The 19,718-nt window shown below is 65.5% G+C and carries 17 protein-coding genes; 6 read left to right on the top strand and 11 right to left on the bottom strand.

Features of this window, described 5'->3' with window-relative positions; all coding sequences use genetic code 11:
* Positions 1–3: 3 nt before the first annotated feature.
* From WN72_RS12455 to WN72_RS12445, 3 genes are all read right to left on the bottom strand, one after another.
* Positions 4–1,470: a cell wall hydrolase gene (locus WN72_RS12455; protein ID WP_167381011.1), complete on the bottom strand. Its 1,467-nt coding sequence runs from the start codon at positions 1,468–1,470 to the stop codon at positions 4–6.
* 472 nt (positions 1,471–1,942) lie between these two features.
* A complete protein-coding gene (ppdK, locus tag WN72_RS12450; RefSeq protein WP_167381010.1) occupies positions 1,943–4,879 on the bottom strand; it encodes a pyruvate, phosphate dikinase in 2,937 nt (978 codons plus the stop codon).
* A gap of 96 nt (positions 4,880–4,975) precedes the next feature.
* Positions 4,976–5,131, bottom strand: a complete 156-nt coding sequence (locus WN72_RS12445; RefSeq protein ID WP_074077234.1) for a DUF3096 domain-containing protein — start codon at positions 5,129–5,131, stop codon at positions 4,976–4,978.
* 225 nt (positions 5,132–5,356) lie between these two features.
* On the opposite strand from WN72_RS12445, the gene WN72_RS12440 reads away from it, so the two are divergent.
* Positions 5,357–5,710, top strand: coding sequence for a DUF1236 domain-containing protein (locus WN72_RS12440; RefSeq protein WP_027558181.1), 354 nt, complete (start codon positions 5,357–5,359; stop codon positions 5,708–5,710).
* Between the two features lie 258 nt (positions 5,711–5,968).
* On the opposite strand, the gene glyS is transcribed toward WN72_RS12440, so the two are convergent.
* The 6 genes from glyS to WN72_RS12410 form a co-directional block, all read right to left on the bottom strand.
* Entirely contained in the window at positions 5,969–8,068 is a 2,100-nt protein-coding gene (gene glyS / locus WN72_RS12435) for a glycine--tRNA ligase subunit beta (RefSeq protein ID WP_092217902.1), read from the bottom strand.
* On the bottom strand, positions 8,068–9,006 hold the full coding sequence (locus tag WN72_RS12430) for a glycine--tRNA ligase subunit alpha (protein WP_027558179.1): 939 nt from the start codon (positions 9,004–9,006) through the stop codon (positions 8,068–8,070). The genes glyS and WN72_RS12430 overlap by 1 nt, the downstream gene beginning before the upstream one ends.
* A gap of 232 nt (positions 9,007–9,238) precedes the next feature.
* Positions 9,239–9,430, bottom strand: a complete 192-nt coding sequence (locus WN72_RS12425; protein WP_027558178.1) for a hypothetical protein — start codon at positions 9,428–9,430, stop codon at positions 9,239–9,241.
* A gap of 104 nt (positions 9,431–9,534) precedes the next feature.
* The gene (locus WN72_RS12420; RefSeq protein ID WP_027558177.1) at positions 9,535–10,443 is read right to left on the bottom strand and encodes a S49 family peptidase; all 909 of its coding nucleotides are present in this window, start codon (positions 10,441–10,443) and stop codon (positions 9,535–9,537) included.
* A gap of 214 nt (positions 10,444–10,657) precedes the next feature.
* Positions 10,658–11,425: a tRNA1(Val) (adenine(37)-N6)-methyltransferase gene (locus tag WN72_RS12415; protein WP_027558176.1), complete on the bottom strand. Its 768-nt coding sequence runs from the start codon at positions 11,423–11,425 to the stop codon at positions 10,658–10,660.
* Entirely contained in the window at positions 11,418–11,645 is a 228-nt protein-coding gene (locus tag WN72_RS12410) for a putative signal transducing protein (protein ID WP_011085319.1), read from the bottom strand. Before WN72_RS12410 ends, WN72_RS12415 begins: the two co-directional genes overlap by 8 nt.
* Positions 11,646–11,779: 134 nt before the next feature.
* Between WN72_RS12410 and WN72_RS12405 the strand changes: the two genes are divergently transcribed.
* From WN72_RS12405 to WN72_RS12385, 5 genes are all read left to right on the top strand, one after another.
* Positions 11,780–12,787 (top strand): polyprenyl synthetase family protein, encoded by a 1,008-nt coding sequence (locus WN72_RS12405; RefSeq protein ID WP_092217947.1) that lies wholly within the window; start codon positions 11,780–11,782, stop codon positions 12,785–12,787.
* Between the two features lie 541 nt (positions 12,788–13,328).
* Positions 13,329–13,844 (top strand): winged helix-turn-helix transcriptional regulator, encoded by a 516-nt coding sequence (locus WN72_RS12400; RefSeq protein ID WP_092217901.1) that lies wholly within the window; start codon positions 13,329–13,331, stop codon positions 13,842–13,844.
* 1 nt (position 13,845) lies between these two features.
* Entirely contained in the window at positions 13,846–15,108 is a 1,263-nt protein-coding gene (gene fabF / locus WN72_RS12395; protein ID WP_027558173.1) for a beta-ketoacyl-ACP synthase II, read from the top strand.
* Between the two features lie 44 nt (positions 15,109–15,152).
* Positions 15,153–15,785: a LysE family translocator gene (locus WN72_RS12390; protein ID WP_092217900.1), complete on the top strand. Its 633-nt coding sequence runs from the start codon at positions 15,153–15,155 to the stop codon at positions 15,783–15,785.
* Positions 15,778–16,656 (top strand): alpha/beta fold hydrolase, encoded by an 879-nt coding sequence (locus WN72_RS12385; protein WP_092217899.1) that lies wholly within the window; start codon positions 15,778–15,780, stop codon positions 16,654–16,656. The genes WN72_RS12390 and WN72_RS12385 overlap by 8 nt, the downstream gene beginning before the upstream one ends.
* 135 nt (positions 16,657–16,791) lie before the next feature.
* Here the strand turns inward: WN72_RS12385 and WN72_RS12380 are convergent, their stop codons facing one another.
* Both WN72_RS12380 and WN72_RS12375 read right to left on the bottom strand, forming a co-directional pair.
* Positions 16,792–17,676, bottom strand: coding sequence for a 4-(cytidine 5'-diphospho)-2-C-methyl-D-erythritol kinase (locus WN72_RS12380; RefSeq protein ID WP_092217898.1), 885 nt, complete (start codon positions 17,674–17,676; stop codon positions 16,792–16,794).
* Positions 17,677–17,702: 26 nt separating this feature from the next.
* Positions 17,703–19,499: a tetratricopeptide repeat protein gene (locus tag WN72_RS12375; RefSeq protein WP_092217897.1), complete on the bottom strand. Its 1,797-nt coding sequence runs from the start codon at positions 19,497–19,499 to the stop codon at positions 17,703–17,705.
* Between the last annotated feature and the right edge of the window lie 219 nt (positions 19,500–19,718).

Here is a 19,718-nt window from a genome sequence, read left to right as displayed (position 1 = left end):
AGACTACCTTCGCTCGCTCACGCCCATCTCGGCGGAGCTCTTGGCTTCCTGCGCGAGCTCGGCCGAGAGCGCGGCGGTCTGCGCCGGCGTGCCCCAGCTCGGTTCCTCGCTGCCGTCGCCCCAGGCGCGCGGGCGGTAGAAGGTGTGCACGCCGGTCTTGTACATCTTCTTCATCTCGGCGACCCAGGACGGGCGCACCCAGTAGGCGTGGTAATGCGTGGACTTGCCGACCTCGGGCAGCCAGATCTGGCCGTCGAGCATCGCCTTCGAGATCTTCTTGGCGCGTTCCCACATCTCGGGCTCGCGGATCACGTCGGGATTGTTGTCGCAGGCGAAGGTGAACTGGCAGGCGAAGTGGCGATATTTGTTCTGGTAGACCACGCCGCACACGGTATCAGGATATTTGCCGGAGAACACGCGGTTCATCACCACCTGCGCGACCGCCATCTGGCCGCGCACGGCTTCGCCGCGAGACTCGAAGTAGATCGCTTCCGCGAGACATTTTTCCGATTTCGCGCGCGACTTGTCGTCGAGCGCGAGCCGCTCCGCCGGTGATCTGGCGCGCTGGTTGTCGACGTTGACCTCGCCCTTCGGCGCGACGCTCTCGCCGCTTTCGATATCCCTGGCGATCTCTTCGGTCGGCGGCGTCAGCGATGCGGTCACCTTCATGTCGGGATCGGGCATCACGATCAGCGGCTCGGCGCCGGGCTGCCAGCTCTCGATGCTCTCGAGATTGCCGCCGAGCGAGGAGCTGCCGAAGAACAGGTTCGCGGTCTTGACGCTGAAGGGATCGCGCGGCGGTGCCGCCGGTAGCGTCGCCTTCTTCAGTGCCTCCAGCGGCTGCACCGCGAACGATCGGGCAAGGTCGCTGGCCTTTGGCGGATTGGCATATTGCGGCAGCGGCGGCGCGCGCAGCGCTTCGGCGAGTTCGGGATCGAGCGCGGCTGCGGACTCCGGCGACATTGCTTGCGACATCGCTTGCGGCAAGGTGGCGGTCTTCGCGCCGAACACGGAGCTGTTCGAGGTCGCGGGATCTTCCTGCGCGGGTGCGGCGTCCGGTGCCGTCGTCTCAGGCGCCTGCGTGGGCGCGACGGTTGCGAGCCGATCGCCCTTCAGCGAGCGATCGACCTTGGGAAAATCGGCGGCCTGGTAGCGCGGCGGCGCCTGCAGCGCCGGATTGCGGCTGATCGCGCCGGTGACGTCGCGACCGTCGAGACTCGCGAGCCGAACCATCGCGCTCTGCGGCGTCGACGTGCCAATGGGGCGGGAAAAGCTGTAGGTGGCGAGCTGGATCGAGGACGCCGCGGAAAACACCTGCTTCTGCCAACGCTCGGCGACGCCGGGTTGGCGCGCCAGCAGAGAAGCAATGTCCTGATAGCCGGTCTCTCTCGGCATCAATGCGAAGATGCAGAGACCGATGCCGAAGGACGCGAACCGCGCGCCCTTCGGATGGTTACGCAACACTGACATCGATACGCTCACGCAACGCTTACGCCCGTTCCGATCGAACTCAGTACATCCGTGCAATTCGATCTTTTTCGTAAGTATCTAATTTAGGTTGCCGGGGCGTTAATCGGCGTTGCGCGCGCGGCACACTCAAGCGAACACAGGTGTTTTCACGGAGCGATTGCGTGCGTGGTAAATACCGCCTCATCTGAAGCGGTAAACATCTGGTCAACGCGTATGGTGAAGGAACTCTTGCACGCGCGTCTCATTACGGGACGCGTGTTGAGTTCCCTCCATCGTTATTTGCGAGCGCACGCTCTCGCCACGCCGTCATTGCGAGGAGCCCTTGCGACGAAGCAATCCAGAAACCCCTCCACGGAGAGATTCTGGATTGCTTCGCTGCGCTCACAATGACGGCGTGGAGAGAGCAGTGTGCAAAAATGAAAAGAGGCGGGGTCTGGCCCCGCCTCTTCGCATTCAACATTTCAATTCTTGCTTACGCCTGGCTCGCAATCGCCTTGCCGAGCGCGGCCTGCGCCGCGGCAAGCCGCGCGATCGGCACGCGGTAGGGCGAGCACGAGACGTAGTCGAGGCCGATATTGTGGCAGAAGGCGACGGAGGCGGGATCGCCGCCGTGCTCGCCGCAGATGCCGACCTTGAGCGAGGCGCGCGTCTTGCGGCCACGTGCGACGCCGATCTTGACGAGCTCGCCGACACCTTCCTGGTCGAGCGCGATGAAGGGATCGACCGAGAGGATGCCCTTCGCCACGTAGGGACCGAGGAAGCTCGCCGCGTCGTCGCGGCTGATGCCGTAGGTGGTCTGCGTGAGGTCGTTGGTGCCGAACGAGAAGAACTCGGCCGACTGCGCGATCTCGGCCGCGAGCAAGCAGGCGCGCGGCAGCTCGATCATGGTACCGACCTGATAGGCGAGCTTGGTGTTGGCATCGCGCATCACCGACTGCGCGGTGGCATCGATCCGCGCCTTGACCAGATCGAGCTCGGCCTTGGTCGCGATCAGCGGCACCATCACCTCGAGGCCGATGGCCTTGCCGGTGCGCTTCTGCGCCTCGACCGCCGCCTCGAAGATCGCGCGCGCCTGCATCTCGGCGATTTCAGGATACGCGATCGCGATGCGGCAGCCGCGGAAGCCGAGCATCGGATTGAACTCCGACAGCTCACGCGCGCGGTCCGCGAGGCGCCGCGGGTCGGTGTTCATGGCGCGCGCCACTTCCTCGACCTCGGCATGGGTGTGCGGCAGGAACTCGTGCAGCGGCGGGTCGAGCAGACGGATCGTGACGGGCAGGCCCTTCATGATCTCGAACAGCTCGACGAAGTCGGCGCGCTGCATCGGCAGCAGCTTTGCCAGCGCCGCGCGGCGCGCCTGCTCGTCCTCGGCGAGGATCATCTCGCGCACGGTGCGGATGCGGGTTTCCTCGAAGAACATGTGCTCGGTGCGGCAGAGGCCGATGCCTTCGGCGCCGAACTTGATCGCGGTGCGCGCGTCCTCAGGCGTGTCGGCATTGACGCGCACGCCGATCTTGCGGACCTGGTCGGCCCAGTTCATCAGCGTGCCGAACTCGCCGGACAGCTCCGGCTCGATCATCGGCATGCGGCCGGCCAGCACCTGGCCGAGCGAGCCGTCGATGGTGATGACGTCGCCGGTCTTGAAGGTGCGCGAACCGATGCTCATGGTGCCGCGGCCGTAATCGACGCGGATGGTGCCGCAGCCGGAGACGCAGGGCTTGCCCATGCCGCGCGCGACCACCGCCGCGTGCGAAGTCATGCCGCCGCGCGTGGTCAGGATGCCTTCGGCGGCGTGCATGCCGTGGATGTCTTCCGGGCTGGTCTCGATGCGGACCAGAATCACCTTGCGTCCATCGCCCTGGAGCTTGGCCGCTTCGTCCGAGGAGAACACGATCTCGCCGGAGGCCGCACCGGGCGAAGCCGGCAGGCCGGTCGCGATCACGTCGCGCTTGGCGTTGGGATCGATGGTCGGATGCAGGAGCTGGTCGAGCGAAGCCGGATCGATCCGCGTCACCGCTTCCTTCTTCGAGATCAGGCCCTCATTGGCGAGCTCGACCGCGATGCGCAGCGCCGCCTTCGCGGTGCGCTTGCCGCCGCGGGTCTGGAGCATCCACAGCTTGCCCTGCTCGACCGTGAACTCCATGTCCTGCATGTCACGGTAGTGCTTCTCGAGCAGCGTGTAGATCCGCGTCAGCTCCTTGAAGGCCTCCGGCATTGCTGCTTCCATCGACGCCTTGTCGGAGCCCGATTCCTTCCGCGCTTCCTCGGTGATGTCCTGCGGCGTGCGGATGCCCGCCACCACGTCCTCGCCTTGCGCGTTGATCAGGAACTCGCCGTAGAGCTTGCTCTCGCCGGTCGAGGGGTTGCGGGTGAAGGCAACGCCGGTCGCCGAGGTCTCGCCCATGTTGCCGAACACCATGGCCTGCACGTTGACCGCGGTGCCCCAGGATTCCGGAATGTCGTGCAGTTTGCGGTAGGTCACCGCGCGCGCGTTCATCCAGGATGAGAACACCGCACCGATCGCGCCCCAGAGCTGATCGTGCGGATCCTGCGGAAACTCCTTGCCGGTCTCGCGGGCGACGGCGTCCTTGTACTTGCCGACCAGCTCGACCCAGTCCTCGGCCGACAGGTCGGTGTCGAGCGAATAGCCCTGGCTGTCCTTGAAGGTGTCGAGGATTTCCTCGAAGTGATGATGCTCGAAGCCGAGCACCACGTCGGAATACATGGTGATGAAACGGCGATAGCTGTCATAGGCGAAGCGGCGGTCGCCCGAGAGCTCGGCCAGCGCTTCGACAGTCTCGTCGTTGAGGCCGAGATTGAGCACGGTGTCCATCATGCCCGGCATCGAAGCGCGCGCGCCGGAGCGCACGGAGACGAGCAGCGGGTTCTTGGTGTCGCCGAACACCTTGCCGGTCAACTTGCCGACATAGTCCAGCGCCTTCTCGACCTGCGGCTTCAGCTCCTTCGGATACGACTTGCCGTGCTCGTAGAAATAGGTGCAGACCGAGGTCGGGATGGTGAAGCCGGGAGGCACCGGCAGGCCGAGATTGGCCATCTCGGCGAGGTTGGCACCCTTGCCGCCGAGCAGGTCGCGCATTTCCGAGCGGCCCTCGGCCTTGCCGTCACCGAATGTGAACACCCATTTGCCGGCCTTGGGCGCCGCTGGCGCGGCCTTGGCCGGGGCAGCCTTCTTCGGCGCAACCGGCTTGGTCACAGCCTTTGCAGCTTTCGCGGCGGGCTTTGCAGCCGGCTTGGCTGCTGGCTTGGTGGCCGCTTTTGCAGTCGCTTTGGCAACCGGCTTCGGGGCGCTCTTGGCCAGCGCCTTGCGGGCCGGCGGCGCGGCTTTCGCGGCGGCGGAAGACTTTGATTTCGCTGAAGATTTATTAGGCTTCGAGGCGGCTTTGGCCATAGCTTGCACACAACCTGCGAGAGGGACGGGAAATCGCGGGCCTTACACCATTTTGGGCGGGCCCGCGCAAGTCGGACTGTTCCGGAAAGTGAACCCCTAGAGGTGAAGCCACTTCAGGAGCCCAAGCCCGATCGCGCCATTGATGATGAGAAAGATCGCGACGATCAGGTTGAGCAGCCGCGGCATGATCAGGATGAGCACGCCCGCAATCAACGACAGGATCGGCGAAATGTGGGCGACGGTGATGTGCATGAACTATCTTTCCATGAGGTGAGGCGAATCGCGGGCGGATCATAGCGGCCCTGGTTCCGCGAGTAGAGACGCGCAAGCGGCGGGCCGGTTCCCGCCACTCACGAAAACTGCCCGAAATTGCCGCCGATGCGGCAGGGCTTTTCCCGGAACATTGCCAAGAGGCATGCATTGGCAACCGGTCGCGCCACTGGCGCGTCCCGAAGAATCACGACGAAGGAGTTTTCCATGCGGAACAGGATTCTTGCTCTTGCAGCGCTTGCGGCCGCGATCGGCTCGCCCTTGGCGGCGCAGGCGCAAAGCGGGGTCACGGTCGGACGCGCGCCTGTCGTGGTCGATTCTGGCCCGACCATCGCGGTCGAACAGCGACCGGCCTTCCGCGACTATGTCGTTGAACAACGTGTGCCGGCCTTCCGTATTCCGGATCGCGTGGTGGTCGGAGCCACCTTACCGGAGACCGGCATCACCTATTATGACGTGCCGCAACGTTTCGGCGCCACCACCTATCGCTACACCGTCGTGAACGGCGAGACCGTGCTGGTTGAGCCGCGCTCGCGTCGCATCGTCGAGGTGATGGACTAGTTCAGCCCGACATGAACTCAACTCGATGTCCGGCGCGTCACTTCAATCAGGCTGGCGCGAAGCAGTGTTAAATCGGACATCAGGCCCTGCCCGGTCCTCCCCCCGCCGGGCGGGGCTTTTTTGCGCCCGTCATTCCGGGACGCGCGGAGCGCGAGCCCGGAATCCATCGAGCCGCGCGTGACGTAGAGAAATGGATTCCGGGCTCGCGCCAAATGGCGCGCCCCGGAATGACAGTGGTGTTTGCCGCGCGACCGCGCCTCAATCCTGGATCTTCGAGAAATCCGCCACCGCACGCGTGGCGCTGCGGATCTCGTTGAGCAGCTTCAGCCGGTTCTCGCGCACCTTCGCATCGTCGTCGTTGACGCGCACCTTGTCGAAGAATGCGTCGACCGGCGGACGCAGCTTTGCCATCGCGCTCATCGCGGCGGCGAAGTCCTCCTTGGCGACGGCGGCGCTTGCTTCCGCCTTCACCTCGCCGATCGCCTTCGCCAGCGCCTTCTCCTCGGCGAGGCTGTAGAGCGCAGCATCGGGCGCGCCGTCGAAGCTGCGCTTGTCCTTCTTCTCCTCGATCGAGAGGATGTTGCTGGCGCGCTTGGTGCCGGCGAGCAGGTTCTTGCCGTCGTCGCTGTCGAGGAATTTTCCGAGCGCCTCGACGCGGCGGACGATCATCAGGAGATCGTCCTGGCCGCCGAGCGCGAACACGGCATCGACGAGATCGTGACGCGCGCCCTGCTCGCGGAGCTGGACTTTTAGCCGGTCGGCGAAGAAGGCGAGCAGGTCGCTCGGGAGCTTCTGCGCATCCGCGGGCTGCACCGACAAGCCGGCGAGCGCGGACGCCGCCACCTGCATCAGCGACAAACGCAGCGCATTCTCGGCGATCAGCCGGATCACGCCCAGCGCTGCGCGACGCAGTGCATACGGATCCTTCGATCCCGTCGGCTTCTCGTCGATGGCCCAGAAGCCGACGAGCGTATCGATCTTGTCGGCGAGCGCCACCGCAACGCTAACCGGATCGGTCGGCACGCGATCGGCGGGGCCTTGCGGCTTGTAGTGTTCCTCGCAGGCAGCAGCGACGGAGGCGTCCTCGCCTTGCGCCAGCGCGTAGTACTTGCCCATCAGGCCCTGCACCTCGGGGAATTCGCCGACGACTTCAGTCAGCAAGTCCGCCTTGGCGAGATGCGCACCACGCGTCGCCTTGGCGACATCGGCGCCGACCAGCGGCGCGATCTCGGCGGCAAGACGCTCGATGCGTTTGATGCGCGCGCCCTGCGTTCCAAGCTTCTCGTGGAAAACGATCTGCTCGAACTTCGGCAGCCGATCCTCGAGCTTCGTCTTCAGATCAGTCTCATAGAAGAACTTCGCATCCGACAGGCGCGGACGGATCACGCGCTCGTTGCCTGATACGATGACCTTGCCGCCGTCGGTCGCCTCGATATTGGCGGTGAGGACGAATTTGTTGGTCAGCTTGCCGGTCTTGGGATCCTTGACGACAAAGCACTTCTGGTTGTTGCGGATGGTTGCACGGATCACTTCGTCGGGGATCGCGAGATATTCCTGCTCGAACGATCCCATCATGACGACCGGCCATTCGACGAGGCCCGAGACCTCGTCGAGCAGCACCTGATCCTCGACCAGCTCAAAGCCTTGCGCGAAGGTCAGCTCCTTGGCGTCTTCGAAGATGATGTCCTTGCGCGCCTGCGGATCGAGGATGACCTTTGCCGCCTTCAGCTTGGCTTCATAGTCCTCGAAGCGGCGCACGGAGATCGCGTCCGGCGCCATGAAGCGATGGCCATAAGTCGTCTGGCCGGCCCCGATGCCGTCGACCTCGAACTTCACGATATCGGGCTCTTCCGTCTCGAGCCCGAACGTCGCGGTGATCGCGTGCAGCGGACGCACCCAACTCAGCGAGCCCGGCTTGCCCGAGCGCGCACCCCAGCGCATCGATTTCGGCCAGGGGAAGGTGCGGATGATAACGGGCAGGATTTCCGCGAGCACGTCGATCGCGTCGCGACCGGGCTTCTCGATCAAGCCGATGTAGAAGTCGCCCTTGGGGTCGCGCTGGATCTTGGCCTCATCCAGCGACTTCAGACCTGTCGCTTTCAGAAAGCCCTGCACCGCCGCATCGGGCGCGCCGACCTTCGGTCCGCGGCGCTCGGTCTTCAGATCAGGCTGGCGCGCGGGGATGCCATGCACGGTGAGCGCGAGGCGGCGCGGCGTCGCGAAGGCTTTCGCGCCCTCATAGACCAGGCCTTCGGCGACGAGCTTGTCGGTGACCATGCGGCGCAGATCGTCGGCCGCCTTGGCCTGCATGCGCGCGGGGATTTCTTCCGAGAAGAGTTCAAGCAAAAGTTCGGGCATCAGGCCGCTCCGCCCGCTTCAGTATGGATCCAGGCCTCGCCGCAGGCTTTTGCCAATTCGCGCACACGCAAGATGTAGCTCTGCCGCTCCGTCACCGAGATCACGCCGCGCGCGTCCAAGAGATTGAAGACGTGACTGGCTTTGATGCACTGGTCATAGGCCGGCAGCGCCATCAGGTGCTGCTTCTTGTTGCCGCCTTCGCGCCAGCCGGCGTCGAGATACTTTCGGCAGGCCGCTTCCGCCATCTTGAACTGCTCGAACAGCATCGCGGTGTCGGCGTATTCAAAATTGTGCCGCGAATATTCCTGCTCGGCTTGCAGGAACACGTCGCCATAGGTGACCTTGGCGTCGCCCTCGCGGCCGTTGAAGTTGAGGTCATAGACGCGGTCGACGCCCTGCACATACATCGCAAGGCGCTCGAGCCCATAGGTGAGCTCGCCCGCGACGGGGGCGCATTCGAAGCCGGCAACCTGCTGGAAGTAAGTGAACTGGCTGACTTCCATGCCGTCGCACCAGCACTCCCAGCCGAGGCCCCAGGCGCCCAGCGTCGGGCTCTCCCAGTCGTCCTCGACGAAGCGGATGTCGTGCACGGCGGAATCGATGCCGATCGCGGCAAGCGACTTCAGGTACAGCTCCTGAAGGTTCGGCGGCGACGGCTTCATGATCACCTGGAACTGGTAGTAGTGCTGCATCCGGTTCGGATTCTCGCCGTAGCGGCCGTCCTTGGGCCGGCGCGAGGGCTGCACATAGGCCGCATTCCAGGGCTTAGGCCCGAGCGCGCGGAGTGTCGTCGCCGGATGGAAGGTGCCTGCGCCCATCTCCATGTCGTAGGGCTGCAGGATCACGCAGCCCTGCTCGGCCCAGAACCGCTGGAGCGCGAGGATGAAGCCCTGGAACGAACGTTCCGGGCGCATATGGGCGGGCAATGAGGCGTCCATCGTCAGATCAGGCTCTCGCGGGGGGTTTTGAATCGCGCGGGACCGTATCGACGGCGGGAGTGGGAATCAAGGCAAAGGGGGCGGATTCGGGCCAAACAGCCCATCGTCCCGGGAGGTGCCGTAGGGTGGGCAAAGGCGCGCTTGCGCCGTGCCCACCATCTTTCGCTGAAATCGATACTGCTCGTGGGCACGCTTCGCTTTGCCCACCCTACGGCAGCGGTGTGTGGAGCGGTTAACCCGGCCTATAAGCTCCGGTCACGGGGTCACGTTTCAGCGTCTGGATGTCCCCCATGTGGGCGGCTTCGGCGACGCGCGACAGGCGCATCTCCTCCAGCTCCTGGTTGATCCGGACGGCGGTCTTGTAGGCCCAGCGGACCACGGCAAGCCCGCCCAGGACGCCCGCGAAAGCGACGAACGGCGGCATCTGTCGATCCTTGTTCACTGCTCAGCCCCCACAAGCATTCTCGCGCAGACCGAGCCGCGCTGCAATTGGCTCGGGGCGGACCAAATGGCGCGGGACGGCTCGGCCTAGAACCCGAATTTCGCCCAAATCGCCCGCGTCTCGACCGCCGAGATCAGCTCGTCCGGCAGCCCGGCCATTGATTCCATGGCCAAAAGCTGCCCCGCGCCGGGCGCTTTCCGCCCAAAAAGGCCGGACAAAAGTCCTGTCGGCTGGGCAATCACGGGGGTGAGAACCTTCTCGCCATAGCGGGCACGAAGAGTTGAGCGGAGATCGCCGATGCCGTCGGCGAGCCCGAGCGCGATCGCGCTCTCGCCGGCCCAGTACTCTCCGGTGAAGAGCGTGTCGTCATTGCCGTTCAGCCGTGCGCCGCGGCTGTCCTTCACCAGCGAAATGAAGATCTGGTGGATCTCGCGCTGGATCGCCTTCAGCTTCGCCACGTCATCCGGGTTTTCCGGGAGGAACGGATCGAGCATCGCCTTGTGCGCACCGGCGGTGTAGAGGCGCCGCTCGATGCCGAGCCGCCTGATCGCGTCCTGGAAACCGAAGCTGCCGCCGACCACGCCGATCGAGCCGAGGATGGAGGACGGATCGCAGATGATCTCGTCGCCGGCGCAGGCGATCATGTAGCCGCCGGAGGCCGCGACGTCCTCGACGAACACCAGTACGGGCAGCTTCTTCTCCGCCGCAAGCTGCTTGATGCGCAGATAGATCTGGCGCGACTGCACCGGCGAGCCGCCAGGCGAATTGATCACCAGCGCTACCGCCTTGGCATTCCGATAGGAAAACGCCCGCTCCAGGATTCGCGCGACCCCGGCGAGCGTCATGCCCGGCCGCAGCGGTGTCACCGCCCCGATCACGCCCGAGAGCCGCACCACCGGCACCACCGCCGTGCCGGGACGGAAGCGCGCCGGCAGATATTGCATGAGCTTGTCGGCTAGGCCGGAACTGTCTCGATCGTTCAATTGTTCGGCCATGCCGTTACCTCTGATTAACCATTTCTTATCACGCGAGTGTCATTGGAAGTGCCTGGAACGTGTTTTGCAGATTTTCCGTTGGGAGGCTGCAATGGGGCAGCGGAGAACACCATGAAAATCTATCTGCTGATGCTGCTGATCGGTGCGCTGTTCATGGCGATCCGCCTGACGTCCCCGCAGGAACAGCAATCGGAATCGCTTCCCCAGTAAGCCGTCACGGCTCCGCCAGCGGCAATGCGGCCCTCCCTTCCAGAATATCGCTCACCTCTTTTTTAGGCACGCGTGACTCATCGTTGAGCACGAGGCCCGATAGCAGGCGTGTCGGGGCCCGACCGCCCTTGACCGCGCGGACCAGCACGCGGATCGCGGGCCGTCCCGCCTCGCCATGAACCGGCAGGATCGCGAGGCTCCCGAAGCCGCGTGACAGCGCTGCCAGGACATCGCCGATTCCATCTGCACGCCAGATCAAGGTGAGCGCGCCATTCGATCGGAGGATGCGCCGTGCTGCATGCACCCAGGCATGCAGCGTCTCGTCGGTCGCGACATGCGCGGTCTGGCGCGCCTGATCGGGCGAGCCACGGTGGCGCGCAGGATCGTTGAAAGGCGGGTTCATCAGCACGGCATCGACACTGTCGGGCGGCAGGTCATTTGCCGCAAACGCCTGCGCATCCGCGGTGACGTCGAGCACGATGGCCTCGGCGGCGATCGCGTTCGCCGCCGCATTGGCGCGCGCCAACTCCGCCAGTTCCGGATTGATCTCGACCAGGCAGAGCCTGATCCCAGCGACGCGACGCGCCAGCGCCAGCCCGGCCGTGCCGATGCCGGCGCCGAGATCGACCACGCGGTCGCCTGCGTGGGCCTCGGTCGCCGCCGCCAGCAATATGGCGTCGTGCCCGGCGCGATGGCCGCTCCGCTTTTGCTTCAGCTGCAACTGCCCGCCGAGAAAGGCGTCCTCGGTGATATCTGTGACGACGTCAATCATCGCCGCGCAGTTCGTGGCTGAGGCCCGCCTCGGTCAGGAGCTGACGGGCCTCCTGGGCGTCGTCCTCATGGACCAGGATCCGCCGCGGCAGAATGCCGAGCGAGCCCTCGATGATGCTCATGTTCTGGTCCAGCACCAGATGATGGATATTGGCGCCGTCGAGCAGCGCGCCGATCGCCGACACCAGCACCATGTCGTTGGTCCGAACCAGTTCACGCAAAACGCAGGTCTCCTGCCTGAAAGGGGCTAAAAGGGGCAAATGTCAATGGTTCCGCGGGCCTTGCCGCATCCGCTGCCAGTTTCTATTGTCTTTCCATCAGAATAGCCCCTCCGGGGCAAATATTGGAGACCGGCGTGGCCGTCATCGTACCTTTCGAAACTCCCGGCGCGTCGATCGAAGAGCTGGTGGCCCTTGTCGCTGGTGACATGGAACGCGTCAACGCCACGATCCTGTCGCGGACCGGCTCAGACGTAACCATGATCCCGGAGGTCGCCAACCACCTGATCTCCTCCGGCGGCAAGCGGCTGCGGCCGATGCTGACGCTCGCCATGGCCAACCTCGCCGGCTGCACCGGCGACGGCCACATCAAGCTCGCCGCGTCCGTCGAGTTCATGCACACCGCCACGCTGCTGCACGACGACGTCGTCGACGAGAGCGAGATGCGCCGCGGCAAGCTGTCGGCGCGCATGCTCTGGGGCAACGAGGCCAGCGTGCTGGTCGGCGACTTCCTGCTCGGACAGGCGTTCCGCATGATGGTCGAGGTCGGCTCGCTGCGCGCGCTCGACATCCTGTCCGCGGCCGCCGCCACCATCGCCGAGGGCGAGGTGATGCAGCTTGCCGCCGCCAAGAACACAGCGACCACCGAGGACGAATATCTCGCCGTGATCCGCGGCAAGACCGCCGAGCTGTTTGCTGCGGCCTGCGAGGTCGGCCCTGTGATCGCCAACCGCCCCAAGGCCGAGCAGACCGCCTGCCGCTCGGTCGGCATGAATCTCGGCATCGCCTTCCAGCTCGTCGACGACGTGCTCGACTATGGCGGCAAGAGCGCAAAGCTCGGCAAGAATACCGGCGACGATTTCCGCGAGGGCAAGATCACCCTGCCCGTCGTGCTCGCGTTCCGCCGCGGCAATGACAACGAGCGCGCCTTCTGGATCCGCGCGCTCGAACGCGGCGAAATCGGCGATAGCGATCTCGACCACGCCATCGGCCTGATGAACAAGCACCGCGCGCTCGAGGACACGCTGAGCCGCGCCCAACACTACGGCGCCATGGCGGTGGATGCGCTGGCGCTGTTCCCGCCCTCGCCGATGAAGAGCGCGCTGGAGCAGGTGGTGGCGTTCTGCCTGGCGCGGTCGCACTGAGCGACTGCCTTTCTTTCCTCTCGCAATTTGCTCCGTCATCCTGAGCCGCGAGTGGCGCGATGCATAGCATCGCGCCAGGAGCCTCGAAGGATGCACGGCCGAGCTACATCCGGGCCGTTGCCCTTCGAGGCTCGCTGCGCTCGCACCTCAGGGTGACGGCGATAGATTTGTGCGTGATGCATCAACGCCGTCATTGCAATGACGGAGTTCGAGGCAACAGCACACCCACTCTCGTGTCCCGGACGCGCTGCGGCGTGAAACGCCGCTGCGCTGAGCCGGGACCCACGTACCGAGCGATCAGCAACATAGGCCCCGGCTCTGCAGCGCACCGCTGAAGAATCGCTGCGCTGCGTCCGGGGCACGAGAGCGGTTATCCAGCAACCACTCACATCTCACCAATAGGCCCGCGGCCACACTCATCGCTCTCCCATCCCACCTCACCGGCGAACTACCTCCAAATTCTCACCGCTCCCTCCACCCGCAGGACGATTGCCTTCCCAGTCGCTTGCATTTTGCAAGTCACCCCCCTACCTTCCGCCCCATGCAGCCCAAATCCCCTTCCATCCTGGAATGCCCGGTCGGCCGCGCCGTGGAGACGGTTGGCGAGTGGTGGAGCATCCTGATCCTGCGGGATGCGTTTCAGGGCGCGACCAAGTTCGACGAATTCCAGCAAAGCCTCGGGATCGCGCCGAACATCCTGTCGCGCCGGCTTGCCCATCTCACCGCGAGCGGCATGTTCGTGCGCCGCCGCTATCAGGAGCGGCCGCCGCGCTATGAATATGTGCTGACCGACAAGGCGCGGGATTTCTTTCCGGTGGTCGCCGCGCTGCTCGCCTGGGGCAACAAGCATCTCGCCCCAAAAGGCGAATCCATCCTGCTGGCGAGCCGCGACGGCATCCGTCCACTCGAGCCGGTCGTGGTCGATGCGAGAGACATGCGTCCGATCACGCTCGCCAATACGGTCGCCATTCCCGGCCCCCGCGCCAGCCGCGGCATGCGCGCGCGGCTCGCTTCGCTCAAAGCCATGAACCCGGCCGTCGCGCCGGCTGGAGACTGACATGCGTCGTATCGTCGTGACAGGCATGGGCGCGGTGTCGCCGCTCGGCTGCGGTGTCGAATTGTCGTGGCGCCGGCTGCTTGCCGGCCAGAGCGGGCTGCGCCCGCTGCCCGAATGGGCGCAATCATTGCCCGCACGGATCGCCGGCCTCGTGCCCGACAAGGCCGACGATCCCGAGGGCGGATTCGACCCGGGAGAGGCCGCCGCGCCAAAAGACCAGCGCAAGATGGACCGCTTCATCCTGTTCGCGCTGCTCGCCACCGCAGAAGCGGTCGCGCAAGCCAAATGGACGCCGCAGGACGCATCTGCGCTGGAGCGCACTGCGACGATCATCGCCTCCGGCGTCGGCGGCTTCCCGGCGATGGCGGAAGCCGTGCGCATCACCGAGCAGCGCGGTGCGCGCCGCCTCTCGCCGTTCACGATTCCCTCGTTCCTCGCCAATCTCGCCGCCGGCCACGTCTCGATCAAATACGGCTACAAGGGCGCGCTCGGCACGCCTGTTACGGCGTGCGCCGCCGGCGTGCAGGCGATCGGCGATGCCGCGCGCATGATCCGCGCGGGCGAAGCCGATGTCGCGATCTGCGGCGGCGCGGAGGCCTGCATCGACATCGTCAGCCTCGGCGGCTTTGCCGCGGCCCGCGCGCTGTCGAGCGCATTCAACGACGAGCCCGCACGCGCCTCGCGCCCGTTCGATCGCGACCGCGACGGTTTTGTCATGGGCGAAGGCGCCGGCATTTTGGTGATCGAGGATCTCGAGCATGCGCTGGCGCGTGGCGCGACGCCGATCGCCGAGATCACCGGCTACGGCACGACCGCGGATGCCTACCACATGACGTCGGGTCCGCCCGACGGCGACGGCGCCCGCCGCGCCATGGAGCTCGCGCTGCGGCAGGCGCGGCTCGAGCCCGGCGATTTGCAGCACCTCAACGCGCATGCGACCTCGACGCCGGCCGGCGACGAAAGCGAGCTCGGCGCCATCGGCGCGCTGTTCGGCCGCAATCGAAACATCGTCGTGAGCGCGACCAAATCCGCTACCGGCCATCTGCTCGGCGCTGCCGGCGGCCTGGAAGCGATCTTCACCATCCTCGCCTTGCGCGACCAGATTGCGCCGCCCACGCTCAATCTCGAAAACCCCGACGCGAGCGCCGACGGCATCGACATCGTCTCGGGCAGCGCGCGGCCCATGCCGATGCAGAACGCCATCTCCAACGGATTCGGCTTCGGCGGGGTGAACGCCAGCGCGATCTTCCGCCGCATGGGCTGAACGACGGGCCTTGCAATCGTGGCAGCCCGCGCTACGAAAACAGGATGACCGAAACCAATTTCTGGCTGTTCCTGGCCGCAGCATTCCTCATTGCGGCAATTCCCGGCCCCGGCATTTTCTACGTCGCGGCACGAACCCTATCGGAAGGACGCGCAAGCGGCTTTGCCTCGACCGCGGGCACGGCGCTGGGCGGGATGGTCCATGTCGTGGCCGGCAGTCTCGGCATCTCCGCGATCATCCTGACGAGTGCGGAACTGTTCACCGCGGTGAAATTCGTCGGCGCACTCTATCTGGTCTGGCTCGGCATCAAGACGTTCCGTAGTGCCGGCCGCGCGCTGTCGCTGGAGCGCGAAGCCGTCGGTGACAAGCGCGCGTTTCGCGACGGCGTGCTGGTCGAGGCGCTGAACCCGAAGACCGCGGCGTTCTTCCTCGCCTTCATTCCGCAATTCCTCGATCCCGCGAGATCGAGCCCCACGCTGCAATTCATCATGCTGGGTGCGATCTCGGTGACGCTGAACACGCTCGCCGATGTCGTCGTGGTGCTGATGGCCTCGGCGACGCGCACGCAGCTGATCGGACGGCCGCATCTGATGCGGCGTCTCACCCAGGGCTCCGGCGTCTTCATCGCGGGACTCGGCCTCTCGCTCGCGCTGGCGAGGCGGCCGGCAAATGGCTAGCGCGCCGCAAGACCGTTTCTATGAATCGCACGGCCTGCGGCTGCATTATGCCGATTGGGGCAACGCGGGCGCGCCGCCTCTCATCCTGGTCCATGGCGGCCGCGACCATTGCCGCAGCTGGGATGTCATCGCGCGATCGCTTCAGCCGCATTTCCATGTGGTCGCGCCCGACCTGCGCGGCCATGGCGATTCCGACTGGACCCGTGGCGGCAGCTACGCGCTGACGGAGTATGTCTACGACCTCGCTCAGCTCGTTCCGACCATCGCAGCGCCTCAAGTCACTCTCGTCGGCCATTCCATGGGCGGCATGGTGAGCCTGATCTTTTCAGGATCGTTCCCCGAGCTGGTCACCAGGCTCGTCGTCCTCGACGGCGTGACCATGCTGCCGGATTCACCGAAGCCACCGGTGCATGAGCGCATCGGCAAATGGGTCAGCCAGCTCGACAGACTGCACGACCGCACGCCGCGCCGCTATGCCACCCTCGCGGACGCCGCCGCGCAGATGGTGCTCCACAACAAGCGGCTGTCGCGCGAGCTCGCGCTGCATCTTGCCAGCCACGGCGCGCGGCAGAACGAGGACGGCACCTATAGCTGGAAGTTCGATCCCTACCAGCGCGCCAGCGCGCCGCACCGGCTCTGGCCGGACGATCACGTCGCGCTGTGGTCGCGCATCGCCTGCCCGACGCTGCTGCTCAATGCCGGCGAAAGTTTTCTGGCGGGCGCGAGAGCGGCAGGCCTCGAGCGCTATTTCCCCAACGCGCGCATTGAAACGATAGCCGGCGCCGGGCACTGGCTGCAGCACGACAAACCGCAGGAAGTGCTCGGCGAGATCCGGCGTTTTTTGGGTTTGGCTGAGGACGGCGCGGGTTAGCTCCGCTGCCGTAGCTGCCGTAGGGTGGGCAAAGCGAAGCGTGCCCACCAATCTATCCGTTCAAATCTCGATTGACGGTGGGCACGGCGCTGTCGCGCCTTTGCCCACCCTACGGCACCGTCTTCGGAGAAACGCTTAACTCAACGTCCCCGCATGCACCCACCAACCGGGATGGTCGCGCCGGATTTTTTCGGCGGCGGCATGGGCCTCGGTCGCCGCGCCATAGACCGCAAAGCATGTCGCACCGGAGCCGGACATGCGGGCGAGCTTGACGCCGGCGGAAGAGCGCAACGCTTCCAGCACATCGCCGATCACGCGCTCGATGCGCATTGCCGGCGCTTCGAGATCGTTGGCGACGGTTTCGAGAACGTCGACCCAATCGGCGATCGAGGCGCCCTCCTCCGGCCAGGCCGGCGCTTCGAGGACCGAGGTTGCGCCGACCAGAAGCTCACCGTTGCGCAAGCCCAGCGCCTGGAACACGTCCTTGGTGGCGACCGGCACGCGCGGATTGACCATCACGCAGGGCATGCTCGGCAAGGCGAGCGGCAGCAGCTGCTCGCCGACGCCGGTCATGTCGCAGGCGCGCGAGAACAGGCACACCGGCACGTCGGCGCCGGTCGCGAGCGCGACCTTATGGATGCGCGGATCGTCGAGCGAGAGATTGTTGAGGCGCGCCAACAGTCGCAGCGCCGCCGCGGCATCCGCCGAGCCGCCGCCGATGCCGGCGGCAACCGGCAGCACCTTGTCGAGCGCGAAGGCGCCGAGCTTCAGGTCCGGCACGGCCTCGGCCAGGAGCTTGGCCGCCTTGAACACGAGATTGTCCGATGTCTCGCCGCACGCCGCGGCCAGCGGCCCGGTGGTGGTGAGCTTCAGCTCGCCGCCCGGCTCCAGCGTGAGCCGGTCGGCGCAGTCAGCGAACGCGACCACGCTTTCGAGATCATGATAGCCGTCGGCACGACGGCCGACCACGCGAAGGCTCAGATTGACCTTCGCGCGCCCTTCTTCAACCAACGCCGGCATCGGCGATACGCCCCCAGTTACTTGGATCAACCGCCCTTGCCGTCGTCCTTCTTCTTCTCCGCCTGCGCGGCCGAAGAGTTGGAATTGTCGTCCACCATCCCATTCGCGATCTTGGCCTCGATCTTCGGAAGGTCATCCGGCTCGGGCTTGAGATCGCGGGCGTGCGACCACTGGAATTTGGCCTCCAGCGTGCGGCCGACGCGCCAATAGGCATCGCCAAGGTGGTCGTTGATGGTGGGATCTTCGGGCTTGAGGTCGATCGCGCGCTCGAGGTTCTTCACCGCTTCCTCGTAATTGCCGATGCGGTAATAGGCCCAGCCGAGGGAGTCGACGATGTAACCGTCGTCCGGACGCTGCTCGACGGCGCGCTTGATCATCTTCATGCCCTCGTCGAGGTTCACGCCCTGGTCGATCCAGGAATAGCCGAGATAGTTGAGGACATGCGGCTGGTCGGGCTGCAGCTCGAGCGCCTTCTTCATGTCGGCTTCGGCCTTGCCCCACTGCTTGGAACGCTCCTCGCAGATGCCGCGATAATAGTACCAGACGCTGTTGGCCTTGTCGTTGCCGGCCGGCAGCACGTCGATGCCTTGCGAATAGGTCGCGCCGCAATCGCCGAACTTCTTGCGGCCGCGCTCGATATTGCCGAGCGCCATGATGGCTTCGAGATCCTTGGAATCCTCAGTGGTGACGCCCTTGAGGATCTTGATCGCCTCATCGGTACGGTCGGCGGAATCGAGGTCGATCGCGAGCTGGATCTGCGCGTTGCGCTTGAGCGGCGAGGACGCCGGCACGCGCTCATAGACCTTGATCGCCATCTGCGGCCGCTTCACCGACTCATAGAGATCGGCGAGCGAGAGCAGCGCCAGCGGATGGCTGGGCTGCAGGTAGAGCGAGAGCTGGAGATAGACCAGCGCAAGATCCTCGCCGCCGCGGCGGGTCAGCGTGGCGCCGATGCCGTAGAGCGCTTCGGCCGCGCCAGCCTGCGCGGAATCGACCAGCGGCGGCATCTTCTTGCCGGCCTTGGTGTCGCGCAGGCCTTCCACGATCAGTGGATGGCGGGCGAGCTTCTTGTCGAACGCCTGGTAGACGTTGGTCGCCGCAGCCGAATCCTTGTTGCGCGACAGCCAGCGGGCATAGGCCTCGGTCACGCGCAGCATGGAATCGTCGAGCTTGTAGGCGCGCTCGAAGCGGGTGCCGGCGTCCTTCTCCTTGCCGGAGAGCTCGAGGATCATGCCGGCATGGAGGTCCTTGAACAGCGGATACCATTCGGGACCGGCCAGCTTGTCGATGGTGGCGACACCGCCCTTGGCATCGCCGGCGCCATAGGCGGCCCAGCCCGACAGCAGCGTGGCGACGAGATCCGTGATCGGACCGCGGATCGACTGGTTGATGTTGCTCTGCGCGGTCGCGTACTTCTTCAGCTTGAGATCATGCACGCCGACGACGAGACGCGCGACACGGTTGGTCTTGTCGATGGTGAGGATGCGCTCGGCGAGCTTGACCGCTTCGTCGATGTCGCCGTCGGCGACCGAGGAGATGAAGGCGCGGTCGAGCAGCTCGTTGTTTTTCGGATCGGTGCGCAGGGCCGAGCGGTAGAACGCAGCCGCCGAAGCCGCATCGCGCTCGACGCTGGCGTGGCGGGCGGCGAGATAGCTGCCTGCGGTGGTGAGCGACTTCAGATCGTTTCGGGTCGGAAACTGCGCCGCCGTGTCGGACGGATGGTCCGGCGTCTGCGCCAGGACCGCGCCGGGGACCGTCGCGATCGCTGTGCCCATGAGGGCGATGGCGGCAACAGTCCAGCGGTTGAAACGATATGAAAACATCAGGGCTCGCCTTGGGTTGGTAGTGCCTGGGTTTGCAGCAGAAGGCCGTCTCGCATGCGAACGCGGCCGGTGGCATTGGGACCCGGAACCGTAGGGCCGACAATGCCGCTTTTGGCGCTTCACCGCAAGGATTCGGGCACGCGATCCCCTCCGCACGCCCCAAATCGGCCGACAACGCCCCAAGACGCTGCCAGTATGGCCTTATCGTGGCCGCGGGCT

This window comes from Bradyrhizobium arachidis (assembly GCF_015291705.1).
GTDB lineage: Bacteria > Pseudomonadota > Alphaproteobacteria > Rhizobiales > Xanthobacteraceae > Bradyrhizobium > Bradyrhizobium arachidis.
Note: the sequence above shows the minus strand (reverse complement) of the source record. Positions and strands in the feature narration are given on the sequence as shown.

Bases quoted from the DNA above. Each gene is read 5' to 3' on its own strand.
- WN72_RS12455 (WP_167381011.1), bottom strand. From the start codon at position 1,470: ATGTCAGTGTTGCGTAACCATCCGAAGGGCGCGCGGTTCGCGTCCTTC.
- ppdK (WP_167381010.1), bottom strand. From the start codon at position 4,879: ATGGCCAAAGCCGCCTCGAAGCCTAATAAATCTTCAGCGAAATCAAAG.
- WN72_RS12445 (WP_074077234.1), bottom strand. From the start codon at position 5,131: ATGCACATCACCGTCGCCCACATTTCGCCGATCCTGTCGTTGATTGCG.
- WN72_RS12440 (WP_027558181.1), top strand. From the start codon at position 5,357: ATGCGGAACAGGATTCTTGCTCTTGCAGCGCTTGCGGCCGCGATCGGC.
- glyS (WP_092217902.1), bottom strand. From the start codon at position 8,068: ATGCCCGAACTTTTGCTTGAACTCTTCTCGGAAGAAATCCCCGCGCGC.
- WN72_RS12430 (WP_027558179.1), bottom strand. From the start codon at position 9,006: ATGGACGCCTCATTGCCCGCCCATATGCGCCCGGAACGTTCGTTCCAG.
- WN72_RS12425 (WP_027558178.1), bottom strand. From the start codon at position 9,430: ATGCCGCCGTTCGTCGCTTTCGCGGGCGTCCTGGGCGGGCTTGCCGTG.
- WN72_RS12420 (WP_027558177.1), bottom strand. From the start codon at position 10,443: ATGGCCGAACAATTGAACGATCGAGACAGTTCCGGCCTAGCCGACAAG.
- WN72_RS12415 (WP_027558176.1), bottom strand. From the start codon at position 11,425: ATGATTGACGTCGTCACAGATATCACCGAGGACGCCTTTCTCGGCGGG.
- WN72_RS12400 (WP_092217901.1), top strand. From the start codon at position 13,329: ATGCAGCCCAAATCCCCTTCCATCCTGGAATGCCCGGTCGGCCGCGCC.
- fabF (WP_027558173.1), top strand. From the start codon at position 13,846: ATGCGTCGTATCGTCGTGACAGGCATGGGCGCGGTGTCGCCGCTCGGC.
- WN72_RS12390 (WP_092217900.1), top strand. From the start codon at position 15,153: ATGACCGAAACCAATTTCTGGCTGTTCCTGGCCGCAGCATTCCTCATT.
- WN72_RS12385 (WP_092217899.1), top strand. From the start codon at position 15,778: ATGGCTAGCGCGCCGCAAGACCGTTTCTATGAATCGCACGGCCTGCGG.
- WN72_RS12380 (WP_092217898.1), bottom strand. From the start codon at position 17,676: ATGCCGGCGTTGGTTGAAGAAGGGCGCGCGAAGGTCAATCTGAGCCTT.
- WN72_RS12375 (WP_092217897.1), bottom strand. From the start codon at position 19,499: ATGTTTTCATATCGTTTCAACCGCTGGACTGTTGCCGCCATCGCCCTC.